The organism is Xanthomonas prunicola (genome assembly GCF_002846205.1).
Classification (GTDB): domain Bacteria; phylum Pseudomonadota; class Gammaproteobacteria; order Xanthomonadales; family Xanthomonadaceae; genus Xanthomonas; species Xanthomonas prunicola.
In genome coordinates, this window is sequence record NZ_PHKV01000009.1 from 88,113 (window position 1) to 107,362 (window position 19,250).

The window sequence follows — 19,250 nt, forward strand, 5'->3', positions numbered from 1 at the left end:
TCGAGCTTGGCGACATCGCCGGCACGCCACGAGTTTTAGCGCATCGAACGAGCGCATATCGCAAGAATGAGACCTGGCTTGCGGCGTGGGTATTTGGCTTGCTCGCTTCGTCGGAACGAACGAGCGCTAATCGTTTACGCGCATCTGCATTGCAATTGCGAGCTGCGTTTTTGCGTTGCAAGCGGTCTTGACTGATTGCGTCCTGCAAGTCCGTCGGGTTCCGGCGCACGCATGCAATGTGCCATGACATCCGCATGCGCGTGGCACGCGCATGCAGGCATGCACGCAACCCAGGACGACGCTCCACCAACTCGCGTGAGCGCAAGCGTGCCGTATGACGCATCGAGCGAAACGGATCGGCGGAAGAGATAGCGCGTCGGATCCATGGTGTCTTGGGTGCTGCTGGCTTTTCCTGTCCTGCGCATACGCGGGGGCACATGGCTGCGCTGTCGTTTCACGGGGTCGGTCGTCGACAAAGAGGCTCAGAGCGGGTGTCGGTAGCTCCTCGCATCACGGTGCGTCGCCGCTCCATGACGCCATCTGAACCGCCTTGGAGATGGCGCACACGGTCGGGGTCAAGTAACCGGCGCATGGGTCGCTAAATAGCTGAACTAAAGCTCGGATTTCGACGTGATGCGCCTATCGCACCTGCTTGGACGCGTGTTCTCCTTCGGCGGCCGTGGGCTGCAACACAAGGCCACGGCGGTGGACCGTGTGATGGCGGTGATCGAGTTCGATCTGGACGGCCGCATTCTGGATGCGAACCCGAATTTCCTGGGGTTGATGGGGTATCGATTGGACGAGGTTGTTGGCCAGCATCACCGCATGTTCGTGACTCCCGCCGATCGCGACAGCGAAAGCTATCGGCAGTTCTGGGAGACGCTGCGTCGCGGCGACTTCAATGCCGGGCGCTTCTGCCGCTTGGACAAGCAGGGGCGCGAGGTGTGGATCAACGCATCGTACAACCCGTTGCTGGATCGATCCGGTAAGGCGTATCGCGTGGTGAAGTACGCCACCGACATCACTGCGCAGGTGCGCCAGACCGCTGATTTCGAAGGGCGTATCGACGCCATCGACAAGGTGATGGCAGTCATCGAATTCTCGCTGGACGGCACGGTACTCGCGGCCAACCAGAATTTCTTGCAAGTGATGGGCTATCGGCTCGAGGAGATTCGCGGCAAGCACCACGGCATGTTCGTGGATACGACGACGCGTCAGTCGGCCGCATATCGCGCGTTCTGGGATTCGCTTGGGCGCGGTGCCTTCGATGCGGGCCGCTACCGGCGCATCGGCAAGGACGGCAGAGAGGTGTGGATCCAGGCGTCCTACAACCCGGTGCTGGACGAGCACGGGCGCCCGTACAAGGTGGTCAAGTACGCCACCGACGTGACCTGTCAGGTGATCGATTCGGCCGATGCGGACGGGCGCATCCGGGCGATCGACAAGGTGATGGGCGTGATCGAGTTCGACCTGAAAGGGAACGTGCTCGGTGCGAACGAAAACTTCCTGAAAATCATGGGGTATCCGGCTGCCGAGGCGATCGGGCAGCACCACAGCGTGTTCGTCGATGCGGCCTATCGCGCGTCCGAGGAGTACCGGCAGTTCTGGGCCAAGCTGGCAAGCGGCCAGTTCGATGCGGGACGTTATCGCCGACTGCGCAAGGATGGCAGTGCGGTGTGGATCCAGGCCTCCTACAACCCGATCCTGGATGTCTCCGGACGACCGTACAAAGTGGTCAAATACGCAACCGACGTCACCGACCAGGTGCGTTCGGCCGAGCGTATGCGCGATTTGATGCTGCAGACCATGAGCATTGCGCAGAACGTGCAGCGCGAGGCGCACCATATTTCGGTGAGCAACCAGGAACTGGTCAGCCGTGTGTCCATGCAGTCTGCTGCGGTGGCGCAGACCTCGAGCACGATCGATCAACTGGCCGCAACCGTGCGCACCAATTCCGAGAATGCAGGTTCCGCGCGGCGCATGGCCGAAGACTCGGCCGCGGTGGCGCGGCGAGGCGCGGATGTTATTGCCGACGTGGTGAAGACCACCGCCGGCATCCGTTCGGCGACCGACCGCATCGGCCAGATCATCGAGGTGATCGACGGCATCGCGTTCCAGACCAATATCCTGGCCCTGAACGCTGCGGTGGAGGCGGCGCGCGCCGGTGAGCAGGGGCGTGGCTTCGCCGTCGTGGCCACCGAAGTGCGCAGTCTTGCGCAGCGTTGCAGCGTCTCGGCCAAGGAGATTCGCTCCTTGATCGACAATGCAACCGATCAGGTCGGCGATGGCTCACGCCTGGCCGAGCAAGCTGGCGTGGTGATGCAGGACATGGTGACCTCGGTGCTGCGCGTGACTGCCACCGTGGAGCAGATCGCCGCTGCCAGCCACGACCAGGACCAGGATATTTCCACCGCCAATGTCGCATTGCAGTCGATCGGTGTGCAGGCGCGCGACCAGGCGCGGATGGTCGACGACCTGGCGCGCTCGGCGCGCGTGCTGGAAGGCGATGCGGATGCGCTGTTCGCGTTGGTCAATGGTGACGCCAATGGCGCGTCGGATCGCGCTGTCGCGCAGGTCGATGCGCAGGCTGCGCGGCACGCTCCAGCGCAGGTGGCGTGACTGGATTGCACGAACATCGTGCGTGGTGCAGTAACGTCCGGTTGATCGCGTGGTTGCCTGCGGGTGAAAGCTGCTCTGACCTGCCTGGCGTGCAGGGAGATGCAGTCGCTTATCAGTGCCGCTCGGGATGACACGCAGGGCGGCAAGGCGATGCTAATCGCTACCGCATGCAGCAGGTCGTCAGTTGTCAGCCGAAAGCCGAAAGCCATCAGCGACAACTCGCCGCGACGTCGCCGCTGCCCAGTCCTCTGAAAAGTTCGCACACAGACAAAGCCCGCGTGAGCGGGCTTTGTCTGTGTCTGCGCTAGCTAGCGCATTGCGCACCAGTGCTGCGCTGTACGCCATCCATCCAGCTTTTGGCGATTACTTCGGCAGGTCGAATACCAGCACTTCGGCATCGCGTGCATCGGCCAGGACGATGTCCGGCTCGCCAATGACCTGCACCGCGTCGCCGGCTGACAGCGTCTGGCCGTTGACGCTCAGGCTGCCGCGGGCCACCTGCACATAGCCGATGCGGCCTTCGGCCAGCGGCTGCTGCAGGCGCACCTCGCCATCGAGGATCGAGGCGTACAGGCGAGCATCCTGGTGCAGGCGCAGCGAGCCATTCTCACCACCCGGCGAGGCGATCAGGCGCAACTGGTTACGCTTGCTGTCGGCATCGAAGTGTTTTTCTTCGTAGCTCGGCTCGATGCCGGCGCGCTCGGGCATCACCCAGATCTGCAGGAAGTGCACCGGCTCGCTGGACGAATGATTGAACTCGCTATGGGTCACGCCGCTGCCGGCGCTCATGCGCTGCACATCGCCGTAATGCAGCACCGAGCCGGTGCCCATGCTGTCCTTGTGCTCCAGCGCGCCGCCCAGAACGTAGGAAATGATCTCCATGTCGCGGTGGGCGTGGGTGCCGAAGCCTTCGCCCGGGGTCACCTTGTCTTCGTTGATCACCCGCAGCGGGCCGATGCCCATATGGCGCGGGTCGTGGTAGCTGGCGAAGGAGAAGGTATGGCGCGAGGACAGCCAGCCATGCTCGGCGCGGCCACGGGTTTCGCTCTTGCGGACATTCAACATGCTGCTTCTCCCTAAAAGATTCGAATTGGCGCTTGGGGTTGAATCGGTGTCCCAGCGGCTTGATGCGTAGTCTCCACCTCTGCGTTCGCAAGAAAAAGCGAGTAGATTCGGACGCTACCATCGAAAATTTCGAACAATGAAGATCAGCCTGGAAGCGCTACAGATTCTCGATGCCATCGACCGCCGTGGCTCGTTCGCTGGCGCCGCGAAGCTGCTGTTCAAGGTGCCGTCTACGATTTCCTACACGGTCGCCAAGCTTGAGGAGGATCTGGGCGTGCAGCTGTTCGAGCGGGTCGGGCCGAAGGCCACGCCCACGCAGGCGGGCCGCGAACTGCTGCGCGAAGGGCGCCATCTGCTGCGTGCCGCACAAGAGCTGGAGGTGCGCGTGCGGCGCGTGGCCTCGGGCTGGGAGTCGGACTTTGCGATCGGGCTGGATGCGGTGCTGCCTGCGGCCTTGCTGCAGCCGCAGATCCTGGACTTCTACACCGTGGCCGACAGCACCCGGCTGCGCGTACTCAGCGAGTCGTTGTCAGGCAGTTGGGAGGCGCTGCTCGACAGGCGCGTGGACCTGATCGTGGCGGCTGGCGAGGGACCCAGTGGCGGTGGATACGTGGCCGAGCCCATCGGTACCCTGCGCTTCGTGTTTGCGGTGGCATCCACGCATCCACTGGCGACGGCGGGCCTGCTGGGCGTCGCCGAACTGGCCGACCACCGTGCGATCGCCGTGGCGGACTCGGCGCGGCGCTTGCTGCCGCGCACGGTTGGGCTGCTGTCCGGCCGCGATGTCCTGACTGTGCCCGATATGCGCACCAAGCTGCTGCTGCAACTGACCGGCGCCGGCTACGGCTTCCTGCCCGAGCCATACGCACGCGGGGCGCTGCAGGACGGCCGCTTGCGCGAGGTGCAGGTGGAAACGCACAAGCCCGACGAAACCTTCTACCTGGCGTGGCGGCCAGGCGAGGAGGGTGAGGCATTGGGCTGGTGGCGACGTGCCTTGCGCAGCGAAGGCCTGTTCGACAGCTGGTTGCACGCCTTGGCCGCAACGTATCGTTCCGTCGCTGCCGGGCAGTCGCCGCTGTGACCGAAGGCGGATAATGGCCGCTCGCCGTCGCGCAGGGTCGTCGCATGCAAGGCTTGATCGAACAGTACGGATTGGCGCTGGTGTTCGCCAATGTGCTGGCGTTGTCGCTCGGGCTGCCGGTGCCGGCGTTGCCGACCCTGGTGCTGGTCGGTGCCAGCTACGCGTTGCAGGGCGGTAGCGATACCTGGCTGGCCGGGCTTGCGGCGCTGGCAGTGTCTGTATCGGCGAGTTTGTTGGGTGATCTGGCGTGGTATCTGGCTGGTCGCCGCTTCGGCAATCGCACCTTGCAGTCGCTGTGTCGACTGTCGCTGTCGCGCGATAGCTGCATGAAGCAGACCGAGCGCTTTTTTTCGCGCTGGGGCGTGCGAGTGCTGGCAGTCGCCAAGTTCGTCCCGGGTTTGTCGATGGTGTCGGTGCCGATGGCCGGCGCGATGCGGGTGCGCCCTGCAGCGTTCCTGCGTTACGACGCCTTCGGTGCATCACTGTGGGCGCTGGTCGGCTTGAGTGTGGGGGCCGTGTTCGCGCATCAAGTGCGGGACGTGCTCGCCTTTCTGTCCGAACTTGGCTCGGGCGCTGCCGTGGTCTTGGCGGCGTTGCTGGCCGGCTATGTCGGTTGGCGCTGGTGGCGGCGGCACAGCCTGTTGCGATCGCTGGAGCATGCGCGCATCGCGGTGGACGAGCTGGTGCCGTTGCTGGATGGCGAGCAGAGCCTGCGCCCGACCGTGCTGGATATCCGTGCGCCTGGCCATCGCGATCTGCAGCCCTACACGATTCCTGGCGCCGTATTCGCCGACGAGCGCCAGCTGGCGCAGATTCTTGCCAGCGTGCCACGCGATCGCAGCGTGGTGATCTACTGCGCGTGTCCGGACGAAGTGTCTGCAGCGTGGTTGGCCGCGCGGATGCGCGAGCGCGGATATCGCGATGTGCGGCCACTGCTGGGCGGCCTGGATGCATGGCGCGATGCAGGGCATCCTGTGACATCGCTGGTGCCGGTGGTCGTGGCTGCTGACGCCAGCGTTGCCGCCACGGCCTGATTGCACGTGTGCGGTGCCAGCGGTGGCGTCGGCGAGCGTTGCGCTGAGCGATCGTCATCGCCCGATGGAGCGACACTGGGATGCAGCGCGATGCGCGCCATCATCTGCATCCGCAAAAACGACAGGCAAAAAAAAGACCAGCGAGCTGGCCATTTTCTTCAAGATTGGTGCGCCCGGAGAGATTCGAACTCCCGACCGCCTGGTTCGTAGCCAGGTACTCTATCCAACTGAGCTACGGGCGCATATCTTGTTTAACTTGCAGATCTTACGCAGTGCGATCGGATCTTTTTAACTGAAAAAACAGCGGTTGAATGCTGTCTTTTTATTGTTCTGAAGATGGTGCGCCCGGAGAGATTCGAACTCCCGACCGCCTGGTTCGTAGCCAGGTACTCTATCCAACTGAGCTACGGGCGCCTCGTCAGGAGCGGAATTATGCGGATGAGCGACGGGCCCGTCAATCCCTTTGTGAAATTCGATCGTCATTGATGGCATCGTCAGGCGCACTGCGCAGCGCAGCGACCACGGCCGCAGGAGTTTTCATCCAGGCGAAATGATCGCTACGCGTCCCCAGTTGCCTATCGTCCAACGTCACCTGCTGCGCGCGTGCCTGCGGCATTTTCTCGAGCAATGCACGCAGCGCACCTGCCGGACCCAATTTGTCGCGTGCAAGCGTCACCGCGCGGATCGGCACGCGCAGTTGGCCCAGTGCCCGTTCCAGATCCCATGGCGCGCCCGCCGCGCGATAGCGATTGCTGCGGCCGACCTGCGCCCAATCGGCAATCAGGCTGCGTGCTTCGGTGCCGCCGAAGCCGAGCTTGCGCCCGTGCAGCACGCCTTGCAGGCGCGCCAGCCACGGCAACAACCGCAATGCCACGGGCAGGCCGTAGCGCATCGGCGGGGGAAACGTGCGCCAGTACGGCGAGCCGCTGGCTACGAGCCAGAGCTGGGCGAATTGCGCCGGATGCAGTGCGGCATGGCAACACGCGAGCTGACCGCCAAGGCTGTATCCGCCGATGACGCGAGGTCGCTGCCGGTCGTGCAGATCGAGCAAGGCTTGGCTGGCCGGGAGATCGTCGGCAAGCAGCGTGCGATAGCCCCAGTCGTGCTCACGCGACGGGCGCAGCGTGCTGCTGCCATTACCTCGCCATTCGTGCAGATATACCGCCACGCCGGTGGACGCGAGTGCCTGTGCGAAGGGTTGGTAATGCCGCGCTGCCACGCCCAACGCGGGTAGCCACAGCAGGCTGACAGCTGGTTGCGGTGGCGCGCAGCGGAGCACTTGCCAGCGATGTCCATCTGCAACGCTGGCGAGCAAGGTATCGGTCTGCACGCTCATGCGCTGGTCGCGGCGCCGAAGTGGTCGAGCACCAGCACATCGCTATGGCCGGGGCATTGGCCCAGACGGATGGCGCGTGCAACGTAATCGATCGCCGCTTCGCAGGCATTGAGCAACGACAGGCCCTGACACAACTGCGCGGCAATCGCCGCCGACAGGCTGCAGCCGGTGCCATGCGCATCCACCTGCAGGCGAGGATGCATGAACACATCCTGGGTCACGCCATCATCGAAGCGATCGAGTACACGTGCGCCTTCAGGCAGATGACCGCCCTTGAGCAGCACCGCGTTCGCGCCCAGATCGAGCAGGGCAGCGGTGGCGCGTTCGGCGGCATCGGCGCTGTCGATGCGGCGGCCGATCAATAATTCGGCTTCGGGCGTATTGGGCGTGATCAGCGTCGCCAGCGGTAGCAGACGCGTGCGCAGCGCCTCCAGTGCCGCATCTTCGAGCAGGCGTGCGCCACTGGTGGACACCATCACCGGATCGAGGACGACGAATGGTGGGCGATGCCGTTCGAGCAGATCGGCCACGCACTGGATGACGTCGGCATTGGCCAGCATCCCGAGTTTGACCGCCTGGATCTGGAAATCGGCGAAGCAGGCATCCACCTGTGCCTGCAGAAAGTGCAGGGGGGGGATGTGCACGGCGGTGACGGCGCGGGTGTGTTGTGCGGTCAATGCGGTGATCGCCGACAACCCGTGCACCCGGTGTGCGGCGAAGGTCTTGAGGTCGGCCTGGATACCGGCGCCACCGCCGGAGTCCGAGCCGGCGATGGTCAATGCAGACAGCGTGCTGGGCGTGGTCATGTGCCGATTCTGCACTGCTACCTGCAGGATGTGCGCATCATGCTGCGCGCCAGTGACGCCATTGCACATAGGCGATATAGCCGGCACCGGCCAATCCTGTGAGGATGGCCGGCAGGTAGAGCGCGTCGTACTGCCAGCGCTGGAACAGCACAGTGCCGAGGATGCTGCCGCCAAGAAAGCCGCCGATGATCAGCCCGCTCAGTGTGAGTCGGCGCACTTGCAGCGGGCGACCGCGCAACAGGTGCCCCAGGCCGATCCCCAGATCGGTGAACATGCCGCTCAAATGCGTGGTGCGGACCGCTGCGCCACTGAGGGTGGTCGCCATCGCATTCTGCAGGCCGCAGGCGCCAGCGGCGAACAGTGCGCCGCCGACATGATGCAGCTTGAACAGCGGAATCGCGGCCAGCAACAGCAGTGCCTCGATCAGCAGCGCCGCACCGTAGCGCTGTCCAAGCCGCAAGGCATCGTCCTGGATGATCAGGCCGCTGAGCGTGGCGCCTGCGCAGAACGCGATCAGGATTCCCCAGAGAAAGCCGATCTCCGGCGCGCTGTCTTGCACTAGTGCCACGCCGAGCAGGCTGGTCGTGCCGGTGAGGTGGCTGACCACCTGGTGCTCCGAGCCCAGGTAGCCGACCACGTTGACCATGCCCGCCACGCTCGACAATGCCACCGCGCCAATCCAGACCCAGCGCGGCAGCAGCAGGCCCATCGTGGGTCAGGGGTTGCCGTTGACGGCAATCTGCGAGAACGCACCGGTCTGCGGGTCGTACAGCGCGCCCCAGAACATGCCGCCACCGCCGCAGACCTGGATCGCCTCGGTGGCCGGTTTCACTTCCGGCGTATTCGGCAGCCTGAAGGCATTGATGTAGATCAACTGCTGGCCCTGGATCACCACACCCACGTATTGGCGGTCGAACTCGCGGGGCTCGGCAATGGTGGGCGTCAACGCGTCCTGCCACGCTTCGAGTTGTTCGACCTGCTGATGGCTCGGTGCCCAATAGCCGCTGATCTGGCCTGGATGCTTGGCCGGGCTGTCGCGCGAACAGGTTTGCAGCACCTGCTCGGCGACGCCTTGCCGGGTGATGATCCACGACTGCCCGTTCTTGAGGTTGGTGGGCACGCTGGCTGGCCCCCGTGTGGTGGCGCAGCCAGCCAGTGCGATCACGGCAAGCGCCACCGCGCCGCGACGGGCGCGCATCACAACACCTCTGAGGCGAAGTCGGCCAGACGCGAACGCTCGCCGCGACGCAGCGTGATGTGCGCGCTATGCGGCCACGCCTTGAAGCGATCCACCGCGTAGGTCAGGCCCGAGGTGGTTTCGGTGAGGTAGGGCGTGTCGATCTGCTCGACGTTGCCCAGGCACACGATCTTGGTGCCGGGACCGGCGCGGGTGATCAGCGTTTTCATCTGCTTGGGGGTGAGATTTTGCGCCTCGTCCAGAATCAGATACCGCGACAGGAAGGTGCGGCCGCGCATGAAGTTCATCGAGCGGATCTTGATGCGGCTGGCGAGCAGGTCGTTGGTGGCCGCACGGCCCCACGAGCCGCCTTCCTGGTTGTGCGTGAGCACTTCCAGGTTGTCGGTCAGCGCGCCCATCCATGGGGTCATCTTTTCTTCTTCGGTACCGGGCAGGAAGCCGATGTCTTCGCCCACGCTGACGGTGGCGCGGGTCATGATGATTTCGCGGTAGCGCTGCTGGTCCATCGTCTGCGCCAGGCCGGCGGCCAGTGCGAGCAAGGTCTTGCCGGTGCCGGCGGTGCCGAGCAGGGTGACGAAGTCGATTTCCGGGTCCATCAGGGCGTTGAGCGCGAAATTCTGCTCGCGGTTACGTGCGGCAATGCCCCACACCGCGTGCTGCGTGTTGCGGAAGTCGTCGACCAGACACAGCGTGGCCTTGCCGCCGCCGACCTTGGCCACGCGCAGCTCGACCTCATCTTCGCCGGGCAGGTACAGGTACTGATTCGGGTACCAATCTTCATCGTCGGCCAGCACGATTTCGTAATGGGTGCGGCCGCGCTCGTTCCAGCTGCGCAGGTCCTCGTTGTGCTTTTCCCAGAAGTCTTCCGGCAGCTCGATGGCGCCGGTGAACAGCAGGCTGAAATCGTCCAGCGCGCGGTCGTTCTGGTAGTCCTCGGCGACCAGGCCGCTGATGTAGGCCTTGATGCGCAGGTTGATGTCCTTGGACACCAGGATGACCGGCACGTCCGGATTTTCTTCGCGCAGCGCCAGCACCGAGGCCAGGATCTTGTTGTCCGGCAGCATCGCGCCGAAGGTGCGGCCCGGATCGATCGGGTGGATCTGGAAATACAGCCGGCCGATCGCCGCCTGGCCCTTGAGCTGGATGCCCTGCGGATGGCTGAGCAGGATGCCGGCCTGGATCTGCTCGGCGTTGGTGTTTTCCAGCAATTCGTCCAGGAAACGGCTGACCTGGCGTGCATTGCGACTGACTTCGGAGGTGCCTTTCTTGGCGTTGTCGAGCTCCTCGATCACCTGCATCGGCAGGAACACATCGTGTTCCTCGAACTTGAACAGCGCGGTGGGATCGTGCATCAGCACGTTGGTGTCCAGCACGTAGATGCGCTTGCCTCGGGTCATTGGGTCTTCCAAGTGATGGAGCAGGGGCGAGCCATCACGCCTGCAACTGCAGGGTGATGGAGGACACGGGAACTCAGGGGCGTCACTGTTTGGCGTGCGCCTTGACTGCGGCCAGCACGGCCTCGGCATGGCCGGCGACCTTGACCTTGCGCCAGGCCTGCACGACATGCCCTTCGGGCGAGAGCAGGAAGGTGCTGCGCTCGATGCCGAGCACCTGCTTGCCGTACATGTTCTTTTCCTTGATCACGTCGAAGGCGCGGCATAGCGCTTCATCACCATCGCTGATCAACGGGAAGGTGAAGCCTTGCTTGGCGCAGAAGTTGTCGTGCGATTTCACCGAATCGCGCGAGACGCCCAGCACGGCTGCACCCGCTTTTTTGAATTGCGGCAGCAATGCGTTGAAGTCCAGGCCTTCGGTGGTGCAGCCGGGCGTGCTGTCCTTCGGGTAGAAGTACAACACCACCCACTTGCCGGCATAGCTGCGCAGCGTGGTCTGGGTGCCGCCGGACAGCGCTAGCGGCAGGTCGAATGTTGCAGCGGGTAGTTCCAGTACAGCGTCGGTCATCGTTGCTCAGCCCAAAGTGGAGGGGCGTACGGCGCGGTCATGCCGGGCCGACGTCCATCCCATCATAAGCAGCCACATGGAAACGTTTGGCAAGTGCGTCGAATTGCGCATTGCGCTGATTCAGCGACTCGATGGTGTGATGCTCTTTCTTGTCCACATGCAGGAAGTACGACGCTTCATCGTCGCCATCGTCTTCGTCGCGTTCGCCGAGAAAGATGTCGATGACGCGGTAGCCGTCCTGGGTGAGTTGCTCGGCGAGTTTCTGCAGCGGTTCCTGCGCAGGGTCGGCGAAGAAATATTCCCAGCGCAAGGGGCCGTCGAGATTCCAGTCGGTCTCGGAGCGGATGTGGTCGAACATCTGTTTCAGCGCGGAGATCGCGATGGCCATTGATGGGTGCCTTAGAACTTCATCGGGTCCATGATCGCGTCGAGATTGAGGTGATCACAGAATTCCAGGAAATCATCGCGCAAGGCGGCGATGTGCATGTTGGCCGGCACCCCGATGGTCACCTGCGCAGAGAACATCTCCGCGCCGGTCTGCATGGCGCGGTAGCGCGTGCTCTGCAGGTTTTCGATGGTGATGCCCTGGCGGTCGAAGAAATCGGCCAGCTGGAACAGGATGCCCGGCTTGTCGGCGGCGATGACCTCGACGATGTAGGGCAGCAGGTTGGATTGGGTCTGTTTGGGGCCGGTGCGGTACCACACCAGCTTGAGGCCTTCCTCGCGTTCGAGCCGGGTCAGCATGGCTTCGAGCTTGGCGACCGAATCCCAGGAGCCGGTCGCCAGCGCGGTGACCGAGACATCGCGCCCCACCGTGGCCAGGCGAGCGTCCACGAGATTGCAGCCGCTATCGGCGATGCGGCGGGTGACGGGCAACAGGGGGGACTCCGGATGCGTCGTATAGGCGTTGATCAGGAGGTGATTTTCGGTCGGCGAAGGCCGGGGTGTAGAGTCAGTCAAAGGGGCTTCCGGCATTGCATCAGGCTGAATGGCCGCCCGGGCAGGCGCCCTGGCGGTGACCAGCATACTTGCCCGTGGTTTCGCGCCGCAAGTAACATGCAGGTGGTTTCAACCCGCGCCCGTGCGGGCCTTTTCCTGTCACGTAAGAGCAGCAGAATCTTGTCCCTTTCCGGCATCATCACCGCGCTGGCGACCCCCTTCGGGCCAGACGGCGCACTCGACCTGGATGCCTGGCGGCGGCTGCTGGAGCAGCAGTTGCACGGTGGCGTTCAGGGAATCGTGGTCGCCGGCTCCACCGGCGAAGCCGCCGCCCTGAGCGATGACGAATACGACACGCTGTTGCGTGCTGCGGTGGCACAGGTAGCCGGCCGCGTGCCGGTGCTGGCCGGCACCGGCTTGTCCGGCACTGCAAAGACCATTGCGCAGACCCGTCGCGCCGCGGCGCTGGGCGCGCAGTACGCGCTGGTAGTGACGCCGCCGTATGTGCGTCCGACCCAAGCCGGATTAAAGGCGCACTTTCTGGCGGTCGCCGATAACGGTGGCCTGCCGGTGGTGCTGTACAACGTGCCGGGCCGTACCGGCTGCGACCTGTTGCCGGAGACGGTCGCCGAGCTGGCGGGTCATCCGAATATTGTCGGCATCAAGGAAGCGCGTAGCGAGCCCGAGCGCGTGGCCGCACTGGTGGCGCTGCGCAGCGATCGCTTTGTGGTGCTGAGTGGCGACGATGGCAGCGCTGCGCAATCGATGCTGTCCGGCGCTGCCGGGCTGATTTCGGTGGCCTCCAATGCCTTGCCGGCGGCGTATCGGCGCCTGTGCGATCTGGCCCGCGATGGCCAGCGTGACGCTGCCACTGCGTGGGACGCACGTCTGAGCGAATACCACAGCTTCTGCGGGATCGAATCCAATCCCATCCCGGTCAAGGCGCTGCTGCAGCGCGCCGGGATCGGCCATGGCCTGCGCTTGCCGCTGTTACCCCTTTCTGCGGCGCACCAGCCTGCCGCCGACCGCCTTGCCGCCGACGCCATTGCGTTGGAAGCGCTTTCCAGCCGCGAAATGCTCGCGGCCTGACCCAGGAGATCTATCGATGCGTCATTCCGTTTCCCCCGTCCGCGTGCTGTCGCTCGCGTTGCTGGCGACCGCCACTGTCGCTGCCACGAGCGGTTGCAGCTGGTTTCACAAGGGCGCGCGCGGCGACTATGCGCTGGCCCCGGAAGCCCGTCCGCTGGAAGTACCGCCGGATCTGAATCTGCCCGACACCTCCGGTGCAATGAAGGTGCCGACGCTGGCGTCGACCACGCAGCGGCAGGCCAACACGCCGCCATCGGCGAGCGCCAACAGCGGGTTCACCGTGCCAGGCGAGCGCGATGAGGTGTTCGGCAAAGTCGGCACGGCACTGGCCGACATCCCCGGCCTGACCATCGCCAGCAAGGCGCAGATGCTCGGTTCCTATGACGTGAGCTACGAGGGTTCCAGCTTCCTGGTGCGTGTGGTCAAGGTCGAGGCGGGCAGCTATGTCTCGGCAGTGGATCCGCGTGGCATGCCGGCGACGGCGGCAGCGCCGGTGGCCGTGATCACCGCGCTCAAGGGCAAGCTGGGCGGCTGAGGCCGGTTCACTTTGCTGGATAGCAAAACGGGCGCTTGGGGCGCCCGTTTCGCGTTCGTACGGCACTGCTTGCAATTGCGCTGCAGGACGCGCGCGGCGGTGTAAACGCGCCGGGTCTGGGTGTGCAGCTCAGTTCAGCGCTGCAGCAATGGCAACTTGTTCGGCTTGCCATCCCATTCGGCGGCATCGGGCAGCGGTTCTTGGCGCACGGTCAGCACTGGCCAGGCCTTGGCGAGTTCAGCGTTGAGTGCTACGAAGCCTTCCTGGCCTGCCGGTACGTCGTCTTCCGGGTAGATCGCGTTGGCCGGGCATTCCGGTTCGCACAGGGTGCAGTCGATGCACTCGTCCGGGTCGATGACCAGAAAGTTCGGGCCGACGTGGAAGCAATCCACCGGGCAGACCTCGACGCAGTCGGTGTATTTGCACTTGATGCAGTTTTCAGTGACAACAAAAGGCATGGCGGAATCCGGCGTTTAGCCTTCCAATTCTAAAGCAGTCGCGTGATGGGTGTGGGGTTGTCGATGTTTTTGCTGCTGGCTTGTCAGGCCAGCCCGCGCTGCCTGGCCAATGCGAACAGCCCCGTCGCAGCCAGATCTTCCGGATGCAGCTGGCGTTCGACGCCCACGTGCTGCAGCGCCAATGCGTAGCGTTGCGCAAGACCAGGGCTGCCGACCAGGTGCACGGTAGCGTGGTCGCCGCGGTGCTCGCGCAGTTCGTGGCCGATGAGCAGGCCCGAGAGGTAAGACGGCAGCGCTGCGGAAGACAGCCGTTCGAACAGGCCGAGCGTGCGGGCGCCGAACAGGTGGTGACTCAGTCCACCGGGCTCGCTGCTGCGGTCGACACCTTGCAGGAATGCTGCACTGTCCAGCTCGGCGCGAGTGTCATCCATCAGCTTGCCCAGGATGCTGTGTTGACGCAGCACGGCGTACAGCTCGCCGGTCATGACGGTGGCGAAACCGGTCAGTTGACCGTTGTCGATCCGCGCCCATTTGCTGTGCGTGCCAGGCAGGCAGGCGACATGCGCGCCATCGCCGAGTGCGCTCATCAGGCCGACCAACTGGGTTTCTTCGCCGCGCATCACATCCGGCACGCCGGCCTGTTCGTCGGTGCTGATGCCGGGCACGAACCACAGCGTGCGACCGGGCAGCAGGTCGTCATGGCGGCGCATCGCCTGGGCGAGCGCGTCAATGTCTGCGGGGCAGGGCAGATAGGCTTGTTCACTCCAGCCATTGCGGCTACCGATCATGCCCGAGAGCAACAGCGGGCCGTCCCAGCCGTCGACCAAGCCAGCCAGCACTTCGGCGAAGCGTCCCTGGCAGGCCAGGATGCCGTCGCTGCCGCGGCGCTGCGCAAGCACCTTGCCGTCGGCATCGAGCAGATAGCCGCGCAGACTGCTGGTGCCCCAGTCGATGGCGATCACGCGCTGGCCACCAGGCTCTCTGGCAGGCCTGCGATGGCGACGTCGCAGACAAACAGGCTGCCGGCTTGGGGCATGCCCGCGAGTTCTTCGGCGCTATGGTCCAGGCGTGACGAGATCACATGCAGGCGATCCAGAGCCACGCCACCGAAGGCGCTGCAGGTGGGGTGCTTGACCGGCAGTTGCACGATGCGCTCCATGCTGCCATCGGGGCTATAGCGCACCACGCGCCACGCGCGCCATTGCGCATTCCACAGATGACCTTCGGCATCGATGATCGAACCGTCCGGTTCGGCATCGTCGCGGTCCAGCGTGGCGAACACGCGCGTGTTGCTGGTCTGCGCGGTTTGCGCGTCGTAATCGCAACACAGGATGTGCGGGCGCACCGAATCGCAGTAATAGAGCGTACGGCCGTCGAGGCTGAAGCAGATCGAGTTGGGGATGGACACGCCCGGTAGCGGCAATGCACGCAAGCCGTGTTTTAGCGAGAACTGATACATCGCCCCGCGCGCGGCCTTGGTGTCGTGCTCATCCATGGTGCCGAACACGAAGTTGCCGTTGCGATCTGCGCGGCCATCGTTGCTGCGGGTGAGCGGGTTGTCCGCTTCCACATCGGCCAGCTTTTCGAATGGCAGCACGTCTTCCTTGACGTTGTCCGGATTGACGATGCCGATCGCCTTGGCCAGTGCGATCAGGATGCGACCATCGTCCATCAGACCGATGCAGCCGGGGCGGTCGGGCAGTGTCCAGTAGTGTGTGTGTGCAGTGGCCGGATGATGCCGCCACAGGCGTTTTTCGCTGATGTCGACCCAATACAGCGCCTGGCGCTGTGCGCACCACAGCACGCCCTCGCCATGTGTGCAGCGGCTGTCGACCGCCAGCACGGCGGTGTGTTCGGGCGTGTTCACCATTCGGCGATGCTGCCATCGCTATGACGCCACACCGGGTTGCGCCAGTCGGGCGGGTTTTCGTTTGCGCGCTTGAGCATCTCTTCGTCGATCTCCACACCGAGTCCGGGTTTGGGCAGGGCGGCAATGCTGCCATCCACGCAGTGAAAATCGTCTTTGTTGATGACGTAATCGAGCAGGTCGGCGCCTTCGTTGTAATGAATGCCGATGCTCTGTTCCTGCAGCACGGCATTGTGCGAGACGAAGTCCACGTGCAGGCATGCAGCCAGCGCAATCGGGCCGAGCGGGCAGTGCGGGGCGAAGCCGACATCGTAGGCTTCGGCCATCGCGGCGATCTTGACGCATTCGGTGATGCCGCCGGCATGCGACAGGTCCGGCTGCACCATGCCGATACCGCCGGCGCACAGCACGTTCTTGAATTCGAAGCGCGAGAACATGCGCTCGCCGGCCGCCAGCGGGATCGAGGTGCTGGCGGCCAGGCGCGGGTAATACTCGGCCTGTTCGGCCAGCACCGGTTCTTCGACGAACAGCGGCTTGAACGGCTCGAGTTCGCGCAGCAGTGCCTTGGCCATCGGCGCGCCGACGCGGCCATGGAAGTCGATGCCGAAGTCGATGGTGTTGCCGAAGGCTTCGCGGATTTCAGCGACCTTGACCACCGCAGCGTCGACGGCGCGCGCGCTGTCGATCAGCTTCATTTCTTCGGTGCCGTTGAACTTGAAGGTGTCAAAGCCCAGCGCGCGGTAGTCGGTGATCTGCTGGATGATGGCGCCCGGGCGATCGCCGCCAACCCAGCGATAGGTCTTCATGCGGTCGCGCACCAGCCCGCCCAGCAACTGGTACACCGGCACGCCCAGTGCCTTGCCCTTGATGTCCCACAACGCCTGGTCGATACCGGCGATGGCGCTCATCAGGATGGCGCCGCCACGGTAGAAACCGGCGCGGTACATGGTCTGCCACAGGTCGTTGATGCGCGCCGGATCCTTGCCGACGACATAACCGGCCAGTTCGTGCACGGCGGCCTCCACCGAACGCGCGCGGCCTTCGATGACCGGCTCGCCCCAGCCGGTGATGCCCTCGTCGGTCTCGACCTTGAGGAACAACCAGCGCGGCGCAGCGTGGTAGGTAGTGAGGTGGGTGATCTTCATCCTTGCAGTTCCTGGTAGGCCTGCACGAAGGCGCGTGCATGCGTCTGGGTTGTTTCGAGCGATTGCGCCGGTTTGTACAGTTCGCCACCGATACCGGCGCCGGCGGCGCCCTGGGCGAGGAAGCCGGCCAGGGTCTGCGGGCTGACGCCACCGACCACGTAGACCGGGATGTGGGCGGGCAGCACCGAGCGCAGGGCGCGCACATGCGCCGCGCCATAGGTGGCGGCCGGGAACAGCTTGAGAATCGTCGCGCCAGCGTCGATGGCGTCGAACGCCTCGCTGGCGGTGGCGAAACCGGCCACGACGGTCAAGCCGCGCGACACTGCATGACGGATCAGCGACGGGCGCGTGTTGGGGGTGACGATGAAGCGCGCACCGATCTCGCCCAGGGTATCGACGTCTTCGTTGCGCAGCACGGTGCCGGCACCGATCCAGGCGCGTTCGCCGAAGGTCTGCTGGGCCAGCGCGATGCTCTCGGCCCAGCGCGGTGAGTTGAGCGGGATTTCGATCGCATCGAAACCAGCCTCGATCAGCGCGCCGACATGGTCGAGTGTCTCTTCCGGCGTGATGCCGCGCAGGATGGCGATCAGGGGCAGGGCGAACGGGCTGGCGGTGGTATCTGACGTCATGCGGTTACTCGCGGTAGAGCGGAAAGCGGCGGTTGGCGACCGGGTGGGCAGCAACCGACGGGGAGGGCGCAATTGCGTGGCGGTCACACGCCTGACGCGCAGGTCGAGATGAGCACGGTAGGCGGCAAAGGTCATGGAGTCCGGCCCTCGGGTGTGCCGCATGAATCCGCGTGCGCTGTCTCACGGCCTGCATCTGGCGGGCAAGATGCCGTCATCGTCGTCCACCTCCGCATATTGGCGTGCGTGTTGCCGCCCGAGGACGGGCAGGTCACGTCTGTTCTCACCGCGCCCGGGAGGTAGGAACTCCTGCTGCGGCGTTCGATAGCCTCGCGCGGGGAGATATGTGCTGCAAATGAAATTTTCGGCATATTCTATTCCTCCGACGAATACACGGCCGCAACCGCACGCTATGGCAAATTCCAGTACTCCCTGGTTCAACGCCGCCCGGCTCAAGACCCGCCAGCTCTTGCTACTGCTGCATTTGCACGAACAGCGCTCGGTGTTGCGCGCGGCTGAGGCCGCTAGCATGACGCAACCGGCGGCGTCCAAGCTGCTGGCGGAAATGGAAGACATGCTGGGCGTGAAATTATTCGAGCGGCACGCCCGCGGCGTGGAGCCGACCTGGTATGGCCACGTGTTGATTCGGCGCGCGCGCGCAGCGATGTCGGAGATCGGCCGGGCGCAGGAAGAAATCGCCGCTTTGCGCGCCGGGCGCATGGGCCAGGCCTCGATCGGCACGGTGGTCAATCCGGGCACCAACCTGGTTCCGCAAGCGATCGCCGAGGTCAAGCGCGAGTTCCCGGACATCCTGGTGCGGGTGGAAATGGACTACAGCCGCCCGCTGGTGGCCAAGTTGTTGGATGGGCAGTTGGACATCGTGATCGGCCGCATCCTGGGGCCGGAAGGGGTGGGCGAACTGGAGTTCGAACCACTCGCCGACGAGCCGCATTCGGTGATTGCGCGCGCCGGCCACCCACTGGCCAGCCGCGCCGGCCTGCAGCATGCCGATCTGGTGCGGTATGGCTGGATCTTGCCGCCAGCCGACAGCGTGCTGCGTGCGCGGCTGGATTCGATGTTCATGGAGCATGGCGTGCAGACGCCGACCAATGCCATCGAAACCTCCTCGCTGCCGGTGACCTCGACCTTGCTGCGCGGCACCGACATGCTGACCGCCTTGCCGGTGGAATCGGTGGCGCCGCTGATCCAGGCCAAATTGCTCACCGTGCTGCCGATCGAACTGGGTGTGCGGATGGAGTCGTTCGGCATCATCCGTCGGCGCGATTACATCCTGCCGCCGGGTGCCGAGCGCATTTTGCAGGCGTTGCGTACCACTGCCCGACGTTTGTATCCCGCTCTGCGCGGCCCAGAATCCCCTGTCTGACCAAGCTCTTCCATTGCTATTCCTCCTTGGAATAGCAGCTTGTGAATTTTTCATTGGCTGGCGGTGCGCTGCACGCCTATATCTCTGAGCGAGATCGCACGCTGAA

20 protein-coding genes and 2 tRNA genes are annotated in these 19,250 nt (G+C 64.4%); 6 read left to right on the forward strand and 16 right to left on the reverse strand.

The genetic code is table 11. The annotated features are described in order from the left end of the window. Window positions 1-660 precede the first annotated feature (660 nt). Complete coding sequence (locus XpruCFBP8353_RS19570; protein WP_207759692.1) at window positions 661-2,619, forward strand: methyl-accepting chemotaxis protein; 1,959 nt, start codon at window positions 661-663, stop codon at window positions 2,617-2,619. A gap of 363 nt (window positions 2,620-2,982) precedes the next feature. On the opposite strand, the gene XpruCFBP8353_RS19575 is transcribed toward XpruCFBP8353_RS19570, so the two are convergent. Beyond that, complete coding sequence (locus XpruCFBP8353_RS19575; RefSeq protein WP_101364715.1) at window positions 2,983-3,684, reverse strand: pirin family protein; 702 nt, start codon at window positions 3,682-3,684, stop codon at window positions 2,983-2,985. Between the two features lie 136 nt (window positions 3,685-3,820). Here XpruCFBP8353_RS19575 and XpruCFBP8353_RS19580 point away from each other — a divergent pair, with 136 nt between their 5' ends. Next, on the forward strand, window positions 3,821-4,765 hold the full coding sequence (locus tag XpruCFBP8353_RS19580) for a LysR family transcriptional regulator (protein ID WP_101364716.1): 945 nt from the start codon (window positions 3,821-3,823) through the stop codon (window positions 4,763-4,765). 44 nt (window positions 4,766-4,809) lie between these two features. Beyond that, window positions 4,810-5,799 (forward strand): DedA family protein/thiosulfate sulfurtransferase GlpE, encoded by a 990-nt coding sequence (locus tag XpruCFBP8353_RS19585; protein WP_101364717.1) that lies wholly within the window; start codon window positions 4,810-4,812, stop codon window positions 5,797-5,799. A gap of 165 nt (window positions 5,800-5,964) precedes the next feature. Here XpruCFBP8353_RS19585 and XpruCFBP8353_RS19590 read toward each other — a convergent pair. The 10 genes from XpruCFBP8353_RS19590 to XpruCFBP8353_RS19635 all read right to left on the reverse strand — a co-directional run bounded on the left by XpruCFBP8353_RS19590 (window position 5,965) and on the right by XpruCFBP8353_RS19635 (window position 12,127). Beyond that, window positions 5,965-6,041 (reverse strand) — tRNA-Arg (locus XpruCFBP8353_RS19590). 95 nt (window positions 6,042-6,136) lie between these two features. Continuing rightward, window positions 6,137-6,213, reverse strand: a tRNA-Arg gene (locus XpruCFBP8353_RS19595). A gap of 40 nt (window positions 6,214-6,253) precedes the next feature. Continuing rightward, window positions 6,254-7,135: an alpha/beta hydrolase family protein gene (locus XpruCFBP8353_RS19600; RefSeq protein WP_101364718.1), complete on the reverse strand. Its 882-nt coding sequence runs from the start codon at window positions 7,133-7,135 to the stop codon at window positions 6,254-6,256. Further along, entirely contained in the window at window positions 7,132-7,941 is an 810-nt protein-coding gene (gene thiD / locus XpruCFBP8353_RS19605; RefSeq protein WP_162301126.1) for a bifunctional hydroxymethylpyrimidine kinase/phosphomethylpyrimidine kinase, read from the reverse strand. The genes XpruCFBP8353_RS19600 and thiD overlap by 4 nt, the downstream gene beginning before the upstream one ends. A gap of 37 nt (window positions 7,942-7,978) precedes the next feature. After that, window positions 7,979-8,650, reverse strand: a complete 672-nt coding sequence (locus XpruCFBP8353_RS19610; RefSeq protein WP_101364719.1) for a YoaK family protein — start codon at window positions 8,648-8,650, stop codon at window positions 7,979-7,981. Window positions 8,651-8,656: 6 nt separating this feature from the next. Next, complete coding sequence (locus XpruCFBP8353_RS19615; protein ID WP_101364720.1) at window positions 8,657-9,139, reverse strand: hypothetical protein; 483 nt, start codon at window positions 9,137-9,139, stop codon at window positions 8,657-8,659. Further along, window positions 9,139-10,536, reverse strand: a complete 1,398-nt coding sequence (locus XpruCFBP8353_RS19620; protein ID WP_101364721.1) for a PhoH family protein — start codon at window positions 10,534-10,536, stop codon at window positions 9,139-9,141. The genes XpruCFBP8353_RS19615 and XpruCFBP8353_RS19620 overlap by 1 nt, the downstream gene beginning before the upstream one ends. Window positions 10,537-10,618: 82 nt before the next feature. Beyond that, window positions 10,619-11,101: a peroxiredoxin gene (locus tag XpruCFBP8353_RS19625; RefSeq protein ID WP_101364722.1), complete on the reverse strand. Its 483-nt coding sequence runs from the start codon at window positions 11,099-11,101 to the stop codon at window positions 10,619-10,621. A gap of 37 nt (window positions 11,102-11,138) precedes the next feature. Then, window positions 11,139-11,489 carry a ribonuclease E inhibitor RraB gene (locus tag XpruCFBP8353_RS19630; RefSeq protein ID WP_101364723.1) on the reverse strand — a complete coding sequence of 117 codons (351 nt, stop codon included), beginning with the start codon at window positions 11,487-11,489 and terminating at the stop codon, window positions 11,139-11,141. Window positions 11,490-11,500: 11 nt separating this feature from the next. Next, window positions 11,501-12,127, reverse strand: coding sequence for a glycine cleavage system protein R (locus tag XpruCFBP8353_RS19635; RefSeq protein WP_002813792.1), 627 nt, complete (start codon window positions 12,125-12,127; stop codon window positions 11,501-11,503). 93 nt (window positions 12,128-12,220) lie between these two features. On the opposite strand from XpruCFBP8353_RS19635, the gene dapA reads away from it, so the two are divergent. Both dapA and XpruCFBP8353_RS19645 read left to right on the forward strand, forming a co-directional pair. Next, window positions 12,221-13,129 carry a 4-hydroxy-tetrahydrodipicolinate synthase gene (gene dapA / locus XpruCFBP8353_RS19640; RefSeq protein ID WP_101364724.1) on the forward strand — a complete coding sequence of 303 codons (909 nt, stop codon included), beginning with the start codon at window positions 12,221-12,223 and terminating at the stop codon, window positions 13,127-13,129. 16 nt (window positions 13,130-13,145) lie between these two features. Then, window positions 13,146-13,664 (forward strand): hypothetical protein, encoded by a 519-nt coding sequence (locus XpruCFBP8353_RS19645; protein WP_101364725.1) that lies wholly within the window; start codon window positions 13,146-13,148, stop codon window positions 13,662-13,664. 134 nt (window positions 13,665-13,798) lie between these two features. On the opposite strand, the gene fdxA is transcribed toward XpruCFBP8353_RS19645, so the two are convergent. The 5 genes from fdxA to XpruCFBP8353_RS19670 all read right to left on the reverse strand — a co-directional run bounded on the left by fdxA (window position 13,799) and on the right by XpruCFBP8353_RS19670 (window position 17,763). Next, window positions 13,799-14,122: a ferredoxin FdxA gene (gene fdxA / locus XpruCFBP8353_RS19650; RefSeq protein WP_006453280.1), complete on the reverse strand. Its 324-nt coding sequence runs from the start codon at window positions 14,120-14,122 to the stop codon at window positions 13,799-13,801. A gap of 83 nt (window positions 14,123-14,205) precedes the next feature. Then, window positions 14,206-15,084 carry a 2-dehydro-3-deoxygalactonokinase gene (locus XpruCFBP8353_RS19655; RefSeq protein WP_101364726.1) on the reverse strand — a complete coding sequence of 293 codons (879 nt, stop codon included), beginning with the start codon at window positions 15,082-15,084 and terminating at the stop codon, window positions 14,206-14,208. After that, the gene (locus XpruCFBP8353_RS19660) at window positions 15,081-15,992 is read right to left on the reverse strand and encodes an SMP-30/gluconolactonase/LRE family protein (protein WP_101364727.1); all 912 of its coding nucleotides are present in this window, start codon (window positions 15,990-15,992) and stop codon (window positions 15,081-15,083) included. The genes XpruCFBP8353_RS19655 and XpruCFBP8353_RS19660 overlap by 4 nt, the downstream gene beginning before the upstream one ends. Continuing rightward, window positions 15,986-17,134 (reverse strand): galactonate dehydratase, encoded by a 1,149-nt coding sequence (gene dgoD, locus XpruCFBP8353_RS19665; RefSeq protein ID WP_101364728.1) that lies wholly within the window; start codon window positions 17,132-17,134, stop codon window positions 15,986-15,988. Before dgoD ends, XpruCFBP8353_RS19660 begins: the two co-directional genes overlap by 7 nt. Beyond that, the gene (locus tag XpruCFBP8353_RS19670) at window positions 17,131-17,763 is read right to left on the reverse strand and encodes a 2-dehydro-3-deoxy-6-phosphogalactonate aldolase (protein ID WP_101364729.1); all 633 of its coding nucleotides are present in this window, start codon (window positions 17,761-17,763) and stop codon (window positions 17,131-17,133) included. Before XpruCFBP8353_RS19670 ends, dgoD begins: the two co-directional genes overlap by 4 nt. A 409-nt stretch (window positions 17,764-18,172) precedes the next feature. On the opposite strand from XpruCFBP8353_RS19670, the gene XpruCFBP8353_RS19685 reads away from it, so the two are divergent. After that, a complete protein-coding gene (locus XpruCFBP8353_RS19685) occupies window positions 18,173-19,144 on the forward strand; it encodes a LysR family transcriptional regulator (protein WP_101364731.1) in 972 nt (323 codons plus the stop codon). The last annotated feature ends 106 nt before the right edge of the window (window positions 19,145-19,250 follow it).

What these genes read in the sequence shown, in the direction of transcription:
- XpruCFBP8353_RS19575 (WP_101364715.1), bottom strand. Translation starts at nt 3,684, where the DNA reads ATGTTGAATGTCCGCAAGAGCGAAACCCGTGGCCGCGCCGAGCATGGC.
- XpruCFBP8353_RS19580 (WP_101364716.1), top strand. Translation starts at nt 3,821, where the DNA reads ATGAAGATCAGCCTGGAAGCGCTACAGATTCTCGATGCCATCGACCGC.
- XpruCFBP8353_RS19585 (WP_101364717.1), top strand. Translation starts at nt 4,810, where the DNA reads ATGCAAGGCTTGATCGAACAGTACGGATTGGCGCTGGTGTTCGCCAAT.
- XpruCFBP8353_RS19600 (WP_101364718.1), bottom strand. Translation starts at nt 7,135, where the DNA reads ATGAGCGTGCAGACCGATACCTTGCTCGCCAGCGTTGCAGATGGACAT.
- thiD (WP_162301126.1), bottom strand. Translation starts at nt 7,941, where the DNA reads ATGACCACGCCCAGCACGCTGTCTGCATTGACCATCGCCGGCTCGGAC.
- XpruCFBP8353_RS19610 (WP_101364719.1), bottom strand. Translation starts at nt 8,650, where the DNA reads ATGGGCCTGCTGCTGCCGCGCTGGGTCTGGATTGGCGCGGTGGCATTG.
- XpruCFBP8353_RS19615 (WP_101364720.1), bottom strand. Translation starts at nt 9,139, where the DNA reads ATGCGCGCCCGTCGCGGCGCGGTGGCGCTTGCCGTGATCGCACTGGCT.
- XpruCFBP8353_RS19620 (WP_101364721.1), bottom strand. Translation starts at nt 10,536, where the DNA reads ATGACCCGAGGCAAGCGCATCTACGTGCTGGACACCAACGTGCTGATG.
- XpruCFBP8353_RS19625 (WP_101364722.1), bottom strand. Translation starts at nt 11,101, where the DNA reads ATGACCGACGCTGTACTGGAACTACCCGCTGCAACATTCGACCTGCCG.
- XpruCFBP8353_RS19630 (WP_101364723.1), bottom strand. Translation starts at nt 11,489, where the DNA reads ATGGCCATCGCGATCTCCGCGCTGAAACAGATGTTCGACCACATCCGC.
- XpruCFBP8353_RS19635 (WP_002813792.1), bottom strand. Translation starts at nt 12,127, where the DNA reads ATGCTGGTCACCGCCAGGGCGCCTGCCCGGGCGGCCATTCAGCCTGAT.
- XpruCFBP8353_RS19645 (WP_101364725.1), top strand. Translation starts at nt 13,146, where the DNA reads ATGCGTCATTCCGTTTCCCCCGTCCGCGTGCTGTCGCTCGCGTTGCTG.
- fdxA (WP_006453280.1), bottom strand. Translation starts at nt 14,122, where the DNA reads ATGCCTTTTGTTGTCACTGAAAACTGCATCAAGTGCAAATACACCGAC.
- XpruCFBP8353_RS19660 (WP_101364727.1), bottom strand. Translation starts at nt 15,992, where the DNA reads ATGGTGAACACGCCCGAACACACCGCCGTGCTGGCGGTCGACAGCCGC.
- dgoD (WP_101364728.1), bottom strand. Translation starts at nt 17,134, where the DNA reads ATGAAGATCACCCACCTCACTACCTACCACGCTGCGCCGCGCTGGTTG.
- XpruCFBP8353_RS19670 (WP_101364729.1), bottom strand. Translation starts at nt 17,763, where the DNA reads ATGACGTCAGATACCACCGCCAGCCCGTTCGCCCTGCCCCTGATCGCC.
- XpruCFBP8353_RS19685 (WP_101364731.1), top strand. Translation starts at nt 18,173, where the DNA reads ATGGCAAATTCCAGTACTCCCTGGTTCAACGCCGCCCGGCTCAAGACC.